The organism is Mucilaginibacter gracilis (assembly GCF_003633615.1).
GTDB lineage: Bacteria > Bacteroidota > Bacteroidia > Sphingobacteriales > Sphingobacteriaceae > Mucilaginibacter > Mucilaginibacter gracilis.
On the sequence record NZ_RBKU01000001.1, the window covers coordinates 3,186,548 to 3,204,385 of the forward strand.

At 35.5% G+C, this 17,838-nt stretch carries 20 protein-coding genes; 11 read left to right on the forward strand and 9 right to left on the reverse strand.

Annotated features, from left to right (window positions below; all coding sequences use genetic code 11):
* Positions 1-38: 38 nt before the first annotated feature.
* Positions 39-2,108 (reverse strand): M13 family metallopeptidase, encoded by a 2,070-nt coding sequence (locus tag BDD43_RS13695; RefSeq protein WP_121198204.1) that lies wholly within the window; start codon positions 2,106-2,108, stop codon positions 39-41.
* 332 nt (positions 2,109-2,440) lie between these two features.
* Here BDD43_RS13695 and BDD43_RS13700 point away from each other — a divergent pair, with 332 nt between their 5' ends.
* The gene (locus BDD43_RS13700; RefSeq protein WP_121198205.1) at positions 2,441-5,101 is read left to right on the forward strand and encodes a valine--tRNA ligase; all 2,661 of its coding nucleotides are present in this window, start codon (positions 2,441-2,443) and stop codon (positions 5,099-5,101) included.
* Positions 5,102-5,232: 131 nt separating this feature from the next.
* Positions 5,233-7,062 (forward strand): ATP-binding protein, encoded by a 1,830-nt coding sequence (locus BDD43_RS13705; protein ID WP_121198206.1) that lies wholly within the window; start codon positions 5,233-5,235, stop codon positions 7,060-7,062.
* Here the strand turns inward: BDD43_RS13705 and BDD43_RS13710 are convergent.
* Positions 7,059-7,511 (reverse strand): type I restriction enzyme HsdR N-terminal domain-containing protein, encoded by a 453-nt coding sequence (locus BDD43_RS13710; protein ID WP_121198207.1) that lies wholly within the window; start codon positions 7,509-7,511, stop codon positions 7,059-7,061. The genes BDD43_RS13705 and BDD43_RS13710 overlap by 4 nt on opposite strands.
* 115 nt (positions 7,512-7,626) lie before the next feature.
* Here BDD43_RS13710 and holA point away from each other — a divergent pair, with 115 nt between their 5' ends.
* Positions 7,627-8,649, forward strand: coding sequence for a DNA polymerase III subunit delta (gene holA / locus BDD43_RS13715; RefSeq protein ID WP_121198208.1), 1,023 nt, complete (start codon positions 7,627-7,629; stop codon positions 8,647-8,649).
* Here holA and BDD43_RS13720 read toward each other — a convergent pair whose 3' ends face one another.
* A complete protein-coding gene (locus BDD43_RS13720; RefSeq protein WP_121198209.1) occupies positions 8,650-8,835 on the reverse strand; it encodes a hypothetical protein in 186 nt (61 codons plus the stop codon).
* 178 nt (positions 8,836-9,013) lie between these two features.
* Here BDD43_RS13720 and BDD43_RS13725 point away from each other — a divergent pair, with 178 nt between their 5' ends.
* The gene (locus tag BDD43_RS13725; RefSeq protein WP_121198210.1) at positions 9,014-9,220 is read left to right on the forward strand and encodes a hypothetical protein; all 207 of its coding nucleotides are present in this window, start codon (positions 9,014-9,016) and stop codon (positions 9,218-9,220) included.
* Between the two features lie 65 nt (positions 9,221-9,285).
* Here BDD43_RS13725 and BDD43_RS13730 read toward each other — a convergent pair whose 3' ends face one another.
* Positions 9,286-9,513, reverse strand: a complete 228-nt coding sequence (locus BDD43_RS13730) for a hypothetical protein (protein ID WP_121198211.1) — start codon at positions 9,511-9,513, stop codon at positions 9,286-9,288.
* A gap of 96 nt (positions 9,514-9,609) precedes the next feature.
* Between BDD43_RS13730 and BDD43_RS13735 the strand changes: the two genes are divergently transcribed.
* The gene (locus BDD43_RS13735) at positions 9,610-10,047 is read left to right on the forward strand and encodes a hypothetical protein (RefSeq protein ID WP_121198212.1); all 438 of its coding nucleotides are present in this window, start codon (positions 9,610-9,612) and stop codon (positions 10,045-10,047) included.
* 374 nt (positions 10,048-10,421) lie between these two features.
* Here BDD43_RS13735 and BDD43_RS13740 read toward each other — a convergent pair whose 3' ends face one another.
* The 3 genes from BDD43_RS13740 to BDD43_RS13750 form a co-directional block, all read right to left on the reverse strand.
* Positions 10,422-10,850, reverse strand: coding sequence for a hypothetical protein (locus BDD43_RS13740; RefSeq protein WP_147425635.1), 429 nt, complete (start codon positions 10,848-10,850; stop codon positions 10,422-10,424).
* A 450-nt stretch (positions 10,851-11,300) separates the two neighbouring features.
* The gene (locus BDD43_RS13745; protein ID WP_121198214.1) at positions 11,301-11,642 is read right to left on the reverse strand and encodes a hypothetical protein; all 342 of its coding nucleotides are present in this window, start codon (positions 11,640-11,642) and stop codon (positions 11,301-11,303) included.
* A gap of 61 nt (positions 11,643-11,703) precedes the next feature.
* On the reverse strand, positions 11,704-11,988 hold the full coding sequence (locus BDD43_RS13750; protein ID WP_121198215.1) for a hypothetical protein: 285 nt from the start codon (positions 11,986-11,988) through the stop codon (positions 11,704-11,706).
* A gap of 1,499 nt (positions 11,989-13,487) precedes the next feature.
* Between BDD43_RS13750 and BDD43_RS13755 the strand changes: the two genes are divergently transcribed.
* Positions 13,488-14,351: a hypothetical protein gene (locus BDD43_RS13755; RefSeq protein WP_121198216.1), complete on the forward strand. Its 864-nt coding sequence runs from the start codon at positions 13,488-13,490 to the stop codon at positions 14,349-14,351.
* A 214-nt stretch (positions 14,352-14,565) separates the two neighbouring features.
* Here the strand turns inward: BDD43_RS13755 and BDD43_RS13760 are convergent, their stop codons facing one another.
* Positions 14,566-15,090: a hypothetical protein gene (locus BDD43_RS13760; RefSeq protein WP_121198217.1), complete on the reverse strand. Its 525-nt coding sequence runs from the start codon at positions 15,088-15,090 to the stop codon at positions 14,566-14,568.
* Between the two features lie 93 nt (positions 15,091-15,183).
* On the opposite strand from BDD43_RS13760, the gene BDD43_RS30050 reads away from it, so the two are divergent.
* The 5 genes from BDD43_RS30050 (at position 15,184) to BDD43_RS13790 (ending at position 17,507) form a co-directional block, all read left to right on the forward strand.
* A complete protein-coding gene (locus BDD43_RS30050) occupies positions 15,184-15,348 on the forward strand; it encodes a hypothetical protein (RefSeq protein ID WP_162847070.1) in 165 nt (54 codons plus the stop codon).
* Positions 15,348-15,797: a hypothetical protein gene (locus BDD43_RS13765; protein ID WP_121198218.1), complete on the forward strand. Its 450-nt coding sequence runs from the start codon at positions 15,348-15,350 to the stop codon at positions 15,795-15,797. The genes BDD43_RS30050 and BDD43_RS13765 overlap by 1 nt, the downstream gene beginning before the upstream one ends.
* Before the next feature lie 488 nt (positions 15,798-16,285).
* A complete protein-coding gene (locus BDD43_RS13780) occupies positions 16,286-17,053 on the forward strand; it encodes a hypothetical protein (RefSeq protein WP_121198221.1) in 768 nt (255 codons plus the stop codon).
* Positions 17,053-17,307: a hypothetical protein gene (locus BDD43_RS13785; protein WP_121198222.1), complete on the forward strand. Its 255-nt coding sequence runs from the start codon at positions 17,053-17,055 to the stop codon at positions 17,305-17,307. Before BDD43_RS13780 ends, BDD43_RS13785 begins: the two co-directional genes overlap by 1 nt.
* Entirely contained in the window at positions 17,298-17,507 is a 210-nt protein-coding gene (locus tag BDD43_RS13790; protein WP_121198223.1) for a hypothetical protein, read from the forward strand. The genes BDD43_RS13785 and BDD43_RS13790 overlap by 10 nt, the downstream gene beginning before the upstream one ends.
* A 2-nt stretch (positions 17,508-17,509) precedes the next feature.
* Here the strand turns inward: BDD43_RS13790 and BDD43_RS13795 are convergent, their stop codons facing one another.
* Positions 17,510-17,830 (reverse strand): hypothetical protein, encoded by a 321-nt coding sequence (locus tag BDD43_RS13795; RefSeq protein WP_121198224.1) that lies wholly within the window; start codon positions 17,828-17,830, stop codon positions 17,510-17,512.
* Positions 17,831-17,838 lie beyond the last annotated feature (8 nt).

A 17,838-nucleotide genomic window follows, 5' to 3' on the forward strand; every position in this document is an offset into this window, starting at 1 on the left:
TTAAAAGACTATATAGACTTTAAACTAAAGACTCAGGACTACCAAATCTTAATCCTATCTTCCGGAGCTTTGTACATTTTGTCGCCGGGTTGTATGTTAAAGGCATCGTACCAGGCATCAAGGTTTATTACCGTTCCGTTTGTACGGTATTTGCCTGGCGAGTGCGGGTCGGTTGTTAAGCGTTGGGCTTGTTCTTCGGGGCGCATAGATTCTCTCCAAACCTGTGCAAATCCCAAAAAGAAACGCTGATCGGGCGTAAAGCCGTCAATTTTAGTGGTTGATTGCCCTTGTTTTGTTTTCTTAAAAGCTTCGTAAGCTACATTCATCCCGCCAAGGTCGGCAAGGTTTTCGCCTAAGGTTAGTGCGCCTTTAATATGCATGGTATCAATAGGGCTAAAGCCGTTAAACTCGGTAACCAATTTATTGGTTCTCACCTTAAATTTATCAGCATCATCTTTTGTCCACCAGTTACGCAGGGTTCCGTCGCCGTCATATTGGCGGCCCTGGTCGTCAAAACCATGTGTCATTTCATGACCGATAACTACGCCAATACCACCGTAATTTACAGCATCATCGGCACCAAAATCAAAGAAAGGGAAACGCAAAATACCTGCCGGGAAAACAATTTCGTTACTTACCGGATTGTAGTAGGCATTAACCGTAGGCGGTGTCATCCCCCAACGGGTTTTATCAACAGGTTTGCCTAATTGCGCAACACTGTAATTGTATCTCCACTGGGCAATGCTTTTTAAATTGCCTGCATAGCTATCGCGCTCAATAACCAAACCATCATAAGTTTGCCAGTTATCCGGGTACCCAATTTTTACGGTAAAGGCAGCCAGCTTTTTAAGGGCGCGTTCTTTAGTTTCGGCACTCATCCAGTCAAGGCGTTTAATCCTGTCGCCCAGGGTAACCTTTAAGTTGTTAACCAGGTCAACCATATAGGCTTTAGCGGCGGGTGTAAAATACTTTTCAACGTATAACTGGCCAAGTAGCTCGCCCAGGCTACCATCAACCATACCCGACATCCGCTCGATGCGCGGCGTTGGCACCTTTTGACCAGAGATTACGCTATTGAAAGCGAAATTTGCCTTTACAAATGGCGAACTTAACAACGATGCCGAACCTTTCAATATTTCCCATTTCAAGTAAACCTTTAAATCTTCAACCGGCGTTGAGGCTAACAAACCGTCGGCAACCTTAAAAAAATCGGGCTGACCAACAATAACCGTGTCCTGGCCGGGCATTTTTAATTGCGGCAATAAAACAACCCAGTTAAGGTTGGGTGTAGTTTTGCTAAAATCGGCTACGGCAAATTTGTTGTAACTGGCGTTAGGGTCGCGCAGTGCAATTCGGCTTTTTTGCGCCTGTGCCAATGTTTTTTCAATGTTGTATATGGTAGCCGCATTTTTTTCGGCTTCATTTTGCTTTGACCCGGTTAGGGTAAAAAGCGTAATCATATACGTTTTATAGGCCTCTTGTATTTTTAAGGTACGCGGGTCGTCTTTCAAATAGTAATCCCTGTCGGATAGCGTAATGCCGCCTTGCCTAAACGATACCACATTTTTATTGGGATGTTTTGAATCCTGACCAACGCCAACACCAAACAGGGCGCCACCTTTACCGCTTGTGCGCTGATAAACCAACTCATTAACCACTTGTGGCAGTGTGGCTATTTTATCAATGCGTTCCAAATCGGCCTTAATAGGGGTGTAGCCTAATTTTTCTATCGCCACTGTATCCATACCGCTTGCAAACAAATCGCCAACGCGTTGTTTTAATGTGCCTTTGGGCTCGTTGGTGTTTGCACTAACTTCTTTTAAAAGGGCAAGTAAATTTTTGGTATTCTCGTCGGCAAGAATGTTGAAACTTCCCCAACGTGTTTTATCGCTTGGTATGGGGTTGTTTTTGCGCCAGTTGCCATTGGCATATTCAAAAAAATCGTCGCCGGGCTTTACATTAAGGTCCATATTGGCGGGGTCGATATACTTTTTAGGCGGAGCAACGGGGAGAGGCTTTTTAGCATTTTTGCCGCCATCGGTAGCAAAAGCACCTGCCGAAATACACACGGCACCCGCAAGCATTAAACTGGAAAACGTTAATTTCATTTTTATTGATTAGGATTATTAATTACTCACAAAGCAATACAAACCCCCAATAAGGCTTACAACGCTTATTGCGGCTTGCATGTAAATATAAGGTTGGTTAAAGTTTTAAAAAGTTTTAGGTGCTAAATATAGGGTTGCGTTTTAGTTAGTCCAAATAATATTTTGCTTTACTTGGTTAATGCAATGTAAAAATGCCCTAATTCAAGTGTTTAAATAGCTAACGGCTATTGGCTTTTAGCTAATTGCTTAGCTTATAAAATGCAGCTCGTTTGGCCCGATATTTAGTTAAAGTAAATCGGCTATATCAACACAAAATCTTATTTTTGTGGGCTATGAGTATTTCTAAAACATATAAGCCCAAGCAAGCAGAAGATAAGTGGTACAGTTACTGGATGGAAAACGGATTTTTTAGGTCGGTGCCTGACGAACGCGAACCCTACACCATTGTTATACCCCCGCCAAATGTTACCGGCGTTTTGCACATGGGCCATATGCTTAACAATACCATACAGGATGTGCTGATACGCCGTGCCCGCATGAAAGGCAAAAACGCCTGTTGGGTTCCCGGCACCGACCATGCCAGCATTGCCACCGAAGCAAAGGTTGTAGCCATGCTGAAAGAAAAAGGCATTAATAAAAAAGACCTGACCCGCGACGAATTTTTAGGCTACGCCTGGGAATGGAAAGAAAAATACGGCGGTATTATACTGGAGCAGCTAAAAAAGTTAGGTGCATCGTGCGATTGGGAGCGCACCCGGTTCACCATGGATCCCGATTTAAGCGAGGCTGTGTTAGATACCTTTATTCACCTTTACAAAAAAGGCTGGATATACCGTGGTGTACGCATGGTAAACTGGGACCCGCAAGGAAAAACAGCCGTTAGCGATGAGGAGGTTATCCGTAAAGAGGTTAATCAAAAACTATATTATATAAATTATAGAGTCAAGAATCAGGAATCAGGAATCCAGACTGAGGTTTTTTTAACTATCGCAACCACAAGGCCCGAAACTATAATGGCCGATGCGGCGATATGCGTGAATCCGAATGATGAAAGATATACACACCTGCATGGTGCAACTGTTTATATACCGCTAATTAACCGCGAAATACCGGTTATTTTAGACGAGTACGTGACAATGGATTTTGGTACCGGCTGTTTGAAGGTTACACCTGCACATGATTTGAATGACTATGAATTAGGTATTAAACACAACCTGCCCGTTATTGATATTTTGAACGATGATGGTACCCTGAATGAAAAAGCCACCATTTTAGTTGGCGAAGACAGGTTTGCTGCCCGGAAAAAAATAGCTGTGTTGCTTGAAGAAGCAGGTGCACTGAGTAAGGTTGAAGAATATAAATCGCAGGTTGGGTATTCGGAGCGTACCAATGCGGTTATTGAGCCCAAGCTATCTATGCAATGGTTTTGCAAGATGGAAGAAATGGCGCAACCTGCTTTAGATTATGTGCTGAAGGGCGATATTAAATTGATTCCCGAAAAGTTCACCAACACGTATCGCCATTGGATGGAGAACGTTAAAGATTGGTGCATTAGCCGCCAGTTATGGTGGGGGCAGCAAATACCAGCCTGGTATTTACCCAACGGGCAGCATGTTGTTGCTAAAACTGTTGAAGAAGCATTAATAGAGGCGCAAAAACTGACTCAAGACTCAGGACTCCAGGCTCAAGACCTGCGTCAGGACGAGGACGTTGTTGATACCTGGTTTTCATCATGGTTATGGCCTATATCGGTATTCGACGGTTTTAAGGACCCAAATAACGAGGAGATAAACTATTATTACCCTACCAATGATTTGGTTACCGCGCCCGAAATTTTGTTTTTTTGGGTAGCAAGGATGATTATGGCCGGGCACGAGTTTAGGGGAGAGATACCGTTTAAAAACGTTTACCTAACCGGTATCGTTCGCGATAAGCTGGGCCGTAAAATGTCGAAATCGCTAGGCAACTCGCCCGATCCTCTGGATTTGATTGATAAACATGGTGCCGACGGTGTTAGGGTAGGGATGTTGTTATCATCTCCGGCAGGTAACGATTTAATGTTTGATGAGGATCACTGCAAGCAGGGTGCGGGCTTCGTAAATAAAATATGGAATGCCTTTAACCTGATTAAAGGCTGGGAGGTTGACGATAGTTTACCTAACACCAATGCTACTACCATAGCATGGTTTAAGAGCCGTTTCCATTCATCGTTGCGGGATATTGACGAACAGTTTAGTCAATATCGCCTGTCGGAAGCGTTAATGACAACCTATAAACTGGTATGGGACGATTTTTGCGCCTGGTACCTTGAAATGATAAAGCCTGCGTATCAGCAAGGCCTCGAAAAGCAGAAAATAAACAGAGAAACCTACCAAGCTACGATTAGCTTTTTTGAGGACATATTAAAAATACTGCACCCCTTTACACCCTTTATTACCGAAGAGCTTTGGCACGACGAGTTGTTTGGTGCAAGAACTGCTAAAGATTGTTGCATTGTTGCTTTATTGCCTGTTATTGGGGAAATTGATACTCGTTTGGTAAACGAGATGGAGGCTGTAAAACAAGTAATTTCGGAAATTAGAAATGTGCGCAATGCTAAACAAATACCTAAAGACAAGTTGCCCTTGGCTATCAAGGTAAATTCGGGCATTAACTATAGTGCGTATTTGCCCATCATAAATAAACTTGGCATTTTAGAAGAAATTAGTTTTACAGAGGCTAAAATACCCGGAGCTGCTACCTTTATGGTGGGTACCGACGAGTTTTATATTGCGCTACAGCAAAATATTGATGTTGACGCCGAAAAGAAACGCCTGGCCGACGAATTAGTTTATTTGCAAGGCTTTTTAAAATCAATTGAAGCAAAGTTGCAAAACGAACGTTTTATGCAAAACGCCAAGCCGGAGGTAATTAATAACGAATTGAAGAAAAAGGCCGATGCCGAAACCAAGATTAATATTATTGAAGAGAGTTTAATGGCCATAGGCGCATAAATGGCAAACTTATTGCAATAGGTGGCTGTAAAGCCATCTAAAAGGCTAATTTATAAATCGGTTAAGCACCAGAATTGTATTTTAATACATATATTTGATAATCCCCGGTTATTTAACATGACAATAAGTAAATGAGCAAAAGAATAAGTTTTTTTAACTTATCGATTAAAAAAATACTGTCTGAGGATCAGTCAATTCTTAACAAGGCACGTATACGTTTAATTTATTACGGTTTATTGCTTGCTTTTTTGGGGCTATTGGCTGTTATACCCAATGTATACAGTGAGCAGGCCCGCATGCAAACCAATTTGAGTGTTTTGTTGCTGGTGTGCCTGTTGGGTTTATTTAAATACTTTACCTACCGGCCAGATTTTGAAGCTGTATCGCATGCATTACTGGTGTTGGGCTCATTTTTGGTTTTAACGGTTGTATATGTAGTTTTTCAGGATGTTAACATTATTGTTATACAGTTAGTTATACTTATAATACTGTTTGGGTACTATATGCTGGGGTTAAAATGGGGCACCATTTACTCGTTAATTAATGTAGCACCAATTTTAATTTACCTGGTTTGGGTTGATGCTAACCACTTTTTGACCCACCTTAGGCCCGAAAAACTGGATGGTTATACCGTTACAGTGGTCATGTTTTTCAATTTTATATTAATTATATTTATTCAGGGGCATTTTTATGGTGCTTTTTTGAAGAACATAGAGCAATTGAAAGATTTTGCCAATTCGGAAAAGCAACTCAACGAAAAGTTGGGTTATGCCATGCAACGGCTGGAAAAATCCTCGCAGGTTCAGTCGGAGTTTCTGTCTACCATGTCGCACGAAATTCGCACGCCATTAAACGCCGTAATAGGCATGAGCAATTTGCTTTTAATGGAAGGTCCGCGTCCGGATCAGAAAGAGAATCTGGAAATTTTGCGTTTCTCGGCTGGTAATTTGTTAACACTGGTTAACGATGTGCTTGATTTTAACAAAATAGAATCAGGAAAAATAACCTTCGAGAACATTAAGTTTAACCTTGATGAACTGATGCAAAATATCTGCGGTGGCCAAATGATGAAGGCGCATGAGAAAGGCCTCGGCTTTAAGCTTGATATTGACGAATATGTGCAAAATAGGTATCTCATCGGCGATCCAACCCGTTTGTCGCAAATTATTTTTAACCTCATTACCAATGCTATTAAGTTCACCACACGTGGCGGTGTAGCGGTAACTGTTGAGTGTGTTGAAGACAGGCATAACGAAGCTACCATTCGTTTTGCTATCCGCGATTCGGGCATAGGCATAGCTCAGGATAAAATTGTATCAATTTTTGAACCCTTTACCCAAGAATCTATCACCACCACCAGGCAGTTTGGTGGTACAGGTTTGGGTTTATCAATTGTGAAGCGTTTGCTTGATTTGAAGGGAGGCAGTATAGAGGTAACTAGCGAAATTGGTGTAGGGTCGGAATTTTCGGTATTGTTGGAGTTTCCGGTATCAACCGATGTGATGGCTACAGAAGAGAAGATAAAAAAACTTGCCGTTCCGGAAAATAAAGAAAAAAGCAGGGGCGGGAATGATTTTCAAATTAGTAATTTGCAAGTGTTAATTGCCGAAGATAACGCGGTTAACGTAATGCTGATGAAGAAACTGTTTTCTAAATGGGGTATTACGCCGGTAATTGCCGAAAACGGTGAACGCGCTATTGAACTTTTGCAATACGGTAATTTTGATGTGATATTGATGGATTTGCAAATGCCGGTCCTGGATGGATTGGAAGCTACTAAAATTATCCGTAAAATGCCCGATTCTAAAAAGGCAAATATCCCTATCATAGCCCTTACCGCATCTGCCTTGTTTGATGTTAAAGACAAGGTGTATAACTCGGGAATGAACGATTATGTATCCAAGCCGTTTAAACCAAACGAGTTGCTCGAAAAAATATTGAGTTTGGTAGGTGTTGATTAAAGATCCCTGTAGTTGCTAAGGCTGGGTATAAAATCATATCGCTGTTTAGCAAAATCAATTTTGCAATAATAATGCTGCAGGCCATTGGTAACGGCAATTAAAGGTATTTTGTGTACCCAATTGTAGCGTGCAACCTGGTCAAACACCTGCTGGGTAACTTTTACCTGGGGTGCTTTACATTCTACAAGTAATACCTTTTCGCCTTTGTTATTAAATATTACAATATCCGTGCGCCGGGCGTTGCCGTTTAGTTTAAGGCCGCCTTCAAGCTTGATTAATGAGCGCGGAAAGTTTTTTTCTTTAATTAAATATTGCACAAAATGCTGCCTCACCCATTCTTCGGGAGTTAACACCACATCCTTTTTCCTGATCTCATCAAACAAAAACAAGGTGCCGTTTTGGTTGGTTATTTTGAAAGGGTAGGGAGGGAGATTTAAGGGCTCTAACATTTTAGTCAAAAGTAAAAATTCGCAAATCAAAAAGCTATCTTACTTTTAACTTTCTATAAGCGGCCAATACGGGGTTTTTGTGCTTTTGATTTTTTACTTTTGCCTTACCGGAAATATGACTGCGCCCGAAATTTTAAAAGATTTAAAAAATCGTAAATACAAACCCCTGTACCTGCTGCACGGCGACGAGCCCTATTTTATTGATATGATAGGCAATTACATTGAGCACCACTTATTGAGCGATGCCGAGAAAGGCTTTAACCAAACCATACTTTACGGCAAGGATACCGATATGATGACGGTGCTAAACGCCGCAAAACGTTACCCTATGATGGCCGATTACCAGGTTGTGATGGTGAAAGAGGCGCAGGATATGAAATGGGGAAAAGAGGATGATGATAAAAAAGGCATCGACCCGCTGTTGAGTTATCTTGAAAAACCGCTGCCAAGCACCATATTGGTTTTTTGTTACAAGTACGGCAAATTTGATAAGCGAAAAAAAACCTATAAGGCTATAGATAAAAACGGGATAGTTTTTGAATCGGCAGAGTTGTATGATAACAAAATTCCCGGTTGGATAGAAGGCTTTGTGAGCGATAAGGGCTACCGCATTAGCCCGCAGGCTTCGGCATTGCTGGCCGAGTATTTGGGTAATGACCTATCTAAAGTAGCCAACGAATTGGAAAAGCTAATGCTTAACGTAAACTCTGGTCAGGAAATTACACCCAAAGAGATACAGGATAACATTGGCATAAGCAAGGAGTATAATGTGTTTGAATTGCAAACAGCACTTGGCCGTAAAGATGCCTTAAAGGTAAACCGCATTATTAACTATTTTGAGGCCAACCCCAAGGCCAACCCTATGGTAGTTGTGCTGGGCACACTCAATAATTACTTTAGCAAGGTATTGCGCTACCATTACGCTGCCGATAAATCGGCACAAGGTTTAGCGCGCGATTTGGGCGTTAGCCCCTATTTTGTGAAGGATTATGAGCAGGCAGGCCGTAGCTTTAACTACGGCAAAACCTTGCAGATAATAAGCTTGCTGCGCGAGTACGATTTAAAAAGCAAAGGTGTAGAATCAAACACAAGCCCCGGCCAATTGATGAAAGAGCTGATGTTTAAAATACTGCACTAATTACCCAACCGGCTTTATATCAAAACGGTTAACAATCATTTCTTTTTCGTTATATAATACCTTTATCTCAAATACGCTGTGATCGCTTAAAAAGGTCATGTAATTGGTATCGGTTATGTATCCGGGGAAGGGCCTGCCAATGTAACGCAGGTTTTGACCCTTAACCAGTGTGATGGTTGTCTTCATTATGTTACAATATACGTAAATATTTGGGCTACCGGTTTGTAAAGTGTATAGTGTTGAATACTATTTAGGCGAATTTTTTAGCAATATAAGTTAAAACATGGCTTTTTGCTGCTTAATAGGCTGTTATTCAATATGGCATAGCTATTGAAATAACTATACCTAACGCTTAATAAAAACCATGAAAAAGATATTATTTTTAATGATGCTTGCCGTAGCCATGAGTGCAGCAGCAATGGCCCAAACTAAAGTAACTAAAGACGAAGTTAAGGTTAAAAAAACCTCAACCATTCCGCAAAAGGTGCATAACGTTTTTAGTAAACACAAACACTATAGCGGCACTAAAATTAAACACGTTAAAAAGGTAGCTCATAAAACAACTACCTAAACAAAAGATTGGGACTATTGATTTGAGTAGGGATGCCGTGAGGTGTCCCTTTTTTTGTTGGGGGCTTAGTTTGCCTCAGTGATAAAGCCGGACGTCCATTCATCTTTGTCAAGAATGTTTTGGCTTATTTCAAAACCGTCTTTAAAATCTTTAAATCCGTTTAGCATTTCAGACCTTCGCTGTGCATCCTTTGCCTTTTCGATAGATGTATATATACCGATTAGTTTAACGTCTTCTCCGCCAGGTAAATCCGGGTCGATGTGTATATGATATAATGAGTAAACAGCATTCATAGTTTTAGTTCATTTATAGCTAAGATAAAATTATCAACAACGTATAACTTATTGGATTGCCTTTTTATTAGTTTATTTTGATCTGTATATTACAACATGCAAAATTTCTCAGTAAAATGTAAATCTGTACAAATATCAGGAAAAGAATTATACATGGTTAATACCGGCGAAACCCTGAGTATAGGAGGGCCATATGTTGGTGATGCTCATCTCGATAATATTTTGATTGTAAAAAATTGCGTAGCAGATAATTTTGTATATCGGGATGATTTAAACTTCCTTTTTTATGTACAATATCATAAAGTTAACCACCATGATTTTTTTACAATTAATTTCAGAAATTTAATAAACTCAAGCAATTTTCAATTCAATCGAGAGTTTAAAATGGTACATATTAAAGGGTTTATAAGCATGAATGAGTTGGAGATATTTCTTGCTTTCCATGATGAATTACCTAACAGGAAGCAAATATTCAACATTGATGATGAGGATTTTTATGCAATAGATAGTGCCCAAGATTTAGAAATGCAATAACCAATATGCTTTCTCACAAACAAATTCCATAATTTAGGCGCATAATATCACAACATGCAACATTGGCTCGTAAAAAGTGAACAATGTTGGTTTTTTACCTCCTTTTCTATTTTTTAATGTTGTTTAATTTGATACTTTTTTTGATGTTGTTTAATTTGAAAATGGCCTTAACGGCATTAAAAACGCATATTTCGGGTTGGTAAAATCGAATTACCAATATAGATAAACTATATCTACAAATCCAAAACGAAAATTTTATTTGTTAGAAACACTTAAAATTCAAGCTTTTTTTAACCTTTTTGACACCTTTTTTGACACCTAAAAAAGCCTTGATTATTGCGTTTTCAATACCGAAAACCCAATAATTGACAAACTTATTTTTTATTAATTTTTTTCATAGTCCACATTTTAATCAAATCTTGACTTTTTTCCTGTTTAGATTTTGGTATAGTATTATCTTTTGGCGGTGCAGTCGTGAATACAGTTTTTATGAAATCTGTACTATCGTTGATTGAAGAAATTTGTTTAGCCATTTCTTTTTGAATAGTTGATAATTCATTAACTGATGCTCTTACATCGTTTAATTCCTTTAGTTCCACTTTTGAAATAATTTCCTCATCATCAGGATTGAAAAATTTAAACTTCTCCTGAATAGCTGTTTGTTTATTATGAAATAGATAAATTTCTTTTAAAAAATCTTCGTCAGTTATATTAAAAGTTCTACGGATTTTTTTTCTGGTAAATATTGATTTAATTATTTCCTTTTTTGTTAATTCTATTGAGTTGTTTATTTCTGTTTTCATTATATTCATTTAATTTAAGCCTAAATAAGCTTCGCTATTGATGGATTATTTCCTTTGTGATTGCAGTATCAATTGAGCTTGAAAGCTCTTTATATCTCTTTAAAATCATTAATATGACTATATAAATAATTCTTTATACTTTTATTGAAACTAAAGTTATAATCCTTTGGGTAGTTGAACATTAATTTTTCTTTATTTTAAGGCTAAATCAGATTTTAAATAAATATCGGTTTCACCTGCCGATTCGTGCCGGGTACCAGCAATGGTTTTGGTATGTTTTGGTTACGCTCTCTGATAGTTTTTTGGTATAGAAATGCGGCTTGTGCAAGTTCGTTCGGTGTTCAGTTTTTAACTGCTTCTGATATGTGTTTCATAGTTTATTATTTTGATAGCGATTGACAAACCCCGGCAAATTGCAGCGGGGGCTTAATCTTTTTATTCAGTTAAAGATTAGATTCTATTTTTTGCATTAATCAACATTCTATCGATTTTCTTATTTGTATTTTTTCTTCGGTTTTCTTGGTCGCTAAGAATCATCTCTTTGCTGTTTAAAATTTTTAAAACTTTATCTGTGATAATTTTTTCAATTTTTGAATTTTGGAAATAACATTTTTCTTTTGCTATTACAAAGTTTGAATTTTCAAATTCCAAAATAACTTTATAAGCACCAGTTGAGCCTATTTGAAACTTGTGGGAGATACCGTCAGAATAACAGCTTGATGACATATCAGATAATAATAATAACTCAGATATTCTTTCAGCTTCAATATCCATTTGTGACATAATCTTCATAGTTAGATGTATTTAAGAGTTAATAAACCCCGGCTACATTACCGGGGTAGAAATACTTTGATTAGAATTTATCTTTATATTGTACTATTCTGTTAAGAATCATATTATAAGCATTAAAGGAGAATGGTTTAGTTGCAGAATTGGTTACCTTAAATAGAAATTCAATCGCTTCTTCATAACTATCAAAATGAAATTCGTAATCATAATTATGATTTGCCTTTATAAATTTTTCATAAAGACCTTTAACATCTATTCCTAATTCTATAAATGGAACTTTTGGAATAATTAATTCCGAGTCTCTGTCTTTGTTTTCTGGATCTTCCGGGTTCGTGTTTTCGTTTATCATATAGTTGTTTATTTATTTAACCGGCTTCATTACCGGGGTGTTTTTAAAAACGTAAGCTAAATTTATCTTACAAAATAACCCCCTTAAACGACAATGGACAGGAGTTACCCTGTCCATCAATTCACACTTTAATCGTGTTCATATCGCTTAACCCCCATTCACTTATCTTTTACACTTATCCGGGGGTATGTTGTTACTTTCAACGGTACAAAAGTGCAAAAAAGAACTGACATTTCCAAATTTTAACCAAATTAAATATGGTAATTAATTCATTTAAAATAAATAATACTATGTAAAATTAATATTTGCAGTATATAATTCTGTAAACTAAATTTAGTTTAGGTTTTTTAATACCTAATTGAAAATTTTTCAAATTCAAAATCCAAAACGCTACTACCATTATTCAAGGATTTAACTTGAAAAAAATTAAAAATATCATTTGATTTTTAAAGCCCTTTACCGGGCTTTTGTTTTAAGGAAAAACTATTTGAAAAATTTTCAGAATGCTTATATCAGTTGAGTGTAGATTTTAAATTTAAACGAAGTTTAAGCCTGTACAAACTAAAGGAATATATAATTGATAACATTATTCATTAGAAAGTTAACTAAGCTTAAATCAACTTAAATAAGATAGATATTGAATAAGTATATAGAATAAAATGTTCAGGTAATTGAAAGTAATTCTTCGCATAATTGAAGAATAATTTTCATCATTTGATTTAAATCTATTAAAACTGTAAGTTGAAATTATGCTTCGCATAGTTGAAGGATAAATTTATATTTAAAGTTCTATTCCCAAATATTTATGTATTCTATTCATTAACTTAAACTTCTATTTGAACAAGAAATAAGTTTCGCTATTGAATTGTTTTTCAAAGTTGATGAAGTTATTGTTTAAGATATAAAATGCTTTATATCTAATCTAAATAATTTATTTTTTTTTAAGAAAATTCTTTCAGAAGTTGAAGGATTAATCTTTAATTTTATTCTTCAACCCCCGCCGGGGCTTAACCTTTATTTCTTCTTTTTCCCTCCGGGGGTTGCGGTACAAATACTAAAAAGAAAAAAGTACCAGTATACTATTATTAATCTTTTTTTACTTTTATCTTTTAACTATATACTTTATATTATGGTACGAAATGTGGTACGAAATGTGGTACGAAATGTGGTACACTTTATGGTACAAAATGTGGTACATTTTTGATTTAATATAATTGTACCATCTTTTGTACCATAGTTCGGGGGATTCTTCAACTTGCTTTAGCAATATTTATTTTCTTCTTCAACTTGACTTTTTTTATTTGTAACCTATATTTGCTTATATAAATTATAATTATTATAAATAAAATAGTCTTTTTGAAAATTTAGATGTATTTATAATTAAATGAGCAATCATTGTTAAAACAACGCAAGTGTAGGATACTACCAAATCTGTTCTACACTTGCTTATGCCTTGGTAGGGCATTAAAGATTTGGTAAAAAGCATAAGTTTTAATAAAATGATTATCAATGAAACTGAAGAAAAGAAAATAGTCTTCAACACCCCCTTAAATTTTAATGTAGCAAATTCATTTCCTGAATTTAGTTCTAAAGATATTCCGAAAATAGAATTTCTAATCAACCAGATTAATTATAAAGATAACGGTAGAGGTTATCAAGTACATATAGTTAAACACGCTTGGAGTTTATGTATGAATAATGGTGAAATTACTTTTATTTTAGATAAACTGGTTTCTTTGAACATTATCAAGAAAACCAAAGATGGTAATCCGGGGATAGATAGTAATGCCTATTCAGTGGTTAAGCCTTATACCAATTCAAATTCAAATAAATCTTATTATTCAGTTGATGATTACCTTTTCCTACAAAAACTTAAAGCTGACAAATGGGTAGCTATGGGTAAAGAGCATTCAGCCTACATTAAACCAGAACCTAAACCGAAGGTTAACAAGGTTAAAGTAACTTTAAACAGTAAGGCAGAAGCCAGAATAAAGCTATTAGAGGCTTTATTAATAGAAAACGGTATACCAGTACCATCTGAACCTATTATTCAATTGGATGAAGCTACCCCGGTGGTACAGTTAAAACCAGTATCAACCCCGGCTGTACCAATAGATAAAATATTACATAATTTCAATGATGAAGATTATTCATTAGACGAATTCGATGCTTTTTTTGAAGCTACATTTGATTTGAGGGAAGATAGTATAGCGGAACTATTAAGGCTTATGCCTATCAACTATAGGGTAAAGCCAATTGGACACGTAGTAATTGAAGTAGATGGTGTAGGTTATAGATTTTTCAATAATGCTACTGTTAAAATTATAGTATTTGAAGGAATAGAATTAATGCAGGTTGCCTAAAAAATATTAACTTTACCAGTATAGAAATATCACAATGAGTTTTGAACGGGATAAATATTATAGCTTAACTGAAATACTACAAGTATTCAATATAAGCCGTTCTAAGCTTCAATTACTTCTGAATCAATATAGCCCTGCTTGTATTGAAAATCGGATAACCTACGGGTCGTATTACAGCATTACGGCTAAATATTATCTGAAATCAGATATTGAATTAATTGTTGAAAATCTTTATAAGATACCAAATCATAAAAAATAGTATTCCCAATAAAAAGCAATTTAAAAGTGATTTAGTCCTAATAACACTTTCATTGCCTAAATCATCGACTTCTTTTTTATGTTTATCTATTAATTCTTGAATTTTAAGAGTTTCCCCCAATATATAGTAACTAAAATTGGAACTTAAATGACTAATTTTATTAATGTTGAATATTCCTATAGTGAATGAAATTATCCAGAGAAGCAAACTCAAAATTATTAAGGTATCCCAATAATTAAATTTATTATGAATGGTCAATGAGATTATAAATCCAATACAAGCGGCATTGATAGACAAAAGATAGTAGTAAAATGTTGCCGATGCATTCAAACTTCTAACGGTATTGTCATCAATCCGTTTAAACGCATCTTTAAGTTTTTCGTCTTTGTCGGTTTGCGCTTTCGCAATAATGTCTATAACGTGTTTTTTAACATTATCACTAATTGGTTTGTCTTTTGGCGTTTTAGGTTTTTGAAGCATAATAACCAAATTTAGAATTAAATAGTAATTATTTTAAAAAAAACGGGCACTTTCCAAAATAGCGTAGTATTTATAAATAAATAGATGCACACAATGGAAGTACTACAATTACAAAATCACATCTTCATTAGCCGCCAACCTGATAGCTACTATATGATTGATACCTCTAAAAAGGTAGTTAAAGCGATTGACGAAACCCGCTTTGACCTAATTAGCAACCTGATTGCTTTAACTCAGGATATTAAAGCTTTATCGTAATGACTGCATTTGAGATACGTGAGGAAATTGGCAGGGATAAAGCCATTAAACTATTTCCAAACTACCAATTGGTAAAATCACCAGACTTGTTTTCGCATTGGGATATATCAGGATGTACAACGAATGTAGCCGGGGAAACTAAAGAATTTCTTATAGAAGTAAAAGACCGGGATATAACTTCAAAAAGTGTACCTGATATTTTTATGGAATGGTACAAATATCAAGAATTACTAAAACTATCAGAAGCAAATAATGATGCTGATATTTTTTATCTAAGTATGTTCAGTGATAACATAGCTTACATATACAATCTAAAGAAATTGAAAGTAAGTGAACTTGTTTTAGAAGTAAGAAAAGTTAAAAAAACTACCGTAGAGGATAGCGAAATTATAGATAAGTTGATGGTTTTATTACCGTTCAACAAAGCCCAAATTAAAAAATTAAAATAATGCCAAAAGAAACCAAACCAAATAAAATTAACGTTTTTAAATGGATTATACTTATTACCATCTGTACCTTACTGTCATTAGAAGTAAATTTATTTCTTTCACAATTAGGAATTATAAGAGAATACCACATTTCTAATATACGTGTATTCTTAAATATTGTTGGAAGCTTTTTATTCATACAATGTTTATGTGTGAGACATAATAATATTAGTAAATGGCTTCATAAATAAATTATGATAGCAACATCTTTTTTAATAGCAATTGCGGTAAACGGATTAATGATTAATCCGGGTTATCAATGGTTGTTACACAAACTAAAGTTAAAAAAACCTTTCAATTGTGTTTTGTGCCTTTCGTGGTGGGTGGGTGTTACTTACGCTGTAGCATCACTAAATATATTATCGGTAGTAATACCATTAGCTGCCAGTTTTTTGGCAGTTTTTCTACAAAGAATTTACGATTCTTTGCCTTCAACCTTTAGATAATAAGTGGATTACGAAAAAAGAAAAAATGAAATACTAACTGATTTTTTTAACTCAGGACAGTTGAAGGTTAAAGTAGAAGGTGTACTAATTAAATTAGGAATTACACGTAAAACTGAATTGGTAAATGACAGTATGTCAGAGGTGTATTTTCAACTTTCCAAATACAATGCCGAAAAGCTGGTAACCGCTTTTGATAAAAATCCTAATAGCTTAATTGCTATCGCTGTAGTAATTACCAAAAGATTATACCGTTTTAAAACCCAAAATCCCGACAATCCTAATAATAGTTATTTAACAAAAGTCTTACACGGTTCTAACTATAGACAATTAGAGTTTTTAAGCGTTACGGATGCTTATGATTCGGGCGAAGGAGATTATAGCGGTATCACTTTATTTGAAGTAGATACATTGAATGTAGCCGGGGAAAAGTGGGATAAAATCAAAGAACGTCTTACAACTACTGAAATTGAGTTTATAGATAAACTGATGGATGGGTTCAAATTTTATAAAAGAAAACCTACCAACGAGTTTAAAGAGTATAGAACATACGTGTTCAATAAAATCAAAAATATGGACTTGAATAAACCAATGACGCCATTAGAAGAAATTAAAACCAAACTTGATATGCAGGATGTCAGAATGTTTGAAATAATGTATGATGAAGATTTTTCATACAGGGAAAAAATAAAAATGTTAAAATTCACTGAAGCCCAATACCTGAGCCAAAGAAGAATTTTACTAAAGAAAATAAAAGCAATGAATATAAAATAATGACAGGCAAAGTATTTACCAAAATCTTCAACATAATCAACGCTAAAGTAGCCTTTGTTATTAGTAGATACCCTGATGATGAAACCCAAATTAATGATTGGTATTTGCAATTATTAGTTGATATAAAATCGGGGGATGTTATACACTATGTTGACTTCTTAACCTTACTAATAAGCTGGTTAGAACAAAAAGAAGATTACGTAATGTGTGCCGACTTATTTAAACTAAAAAACAAAATTGAAAAATGGATTTGAAAGAAAAGATTGAGTCAGTATTTGATAAGATTGATTACTACCTAAAAAATAAAGAAGTAACGTTAACACCGGATGAGCGTAAACTGATACAAGAAATCATTAACGAATTAACTTTACCAGCCAGACGATATAATTTAGGTTGCGGAAGCTGCTTTGGGGAGATAGCAAAAATCATCAACGATTATCATAATCCAGTTTAAAATCAACTGGTTGTTGGAAAAATATTTGCACTTAACAAACGATTAATTACTAATAATAGGTAGTTAACAGTTTCAGTATAATGGATTTTCTTCAAAAATAAACTCGATTTAATTTCTGATATTATTTCAACTTTAGGTTCAACCTCTACAACAGCATATCCAACATATCCATATAGATTTATATCTGTTTCTTTTAAATCATTAACAGCATCCGTGAAATCGTAAAATATCATTTCAAGCTTTAAAGCATTGTCCTTTGAGTATATTAAAATCTTTTCAAGCTTGGCCTTTAATTGCTCAAATTCAATAAGTTTATCGTCCATAGTGCAAG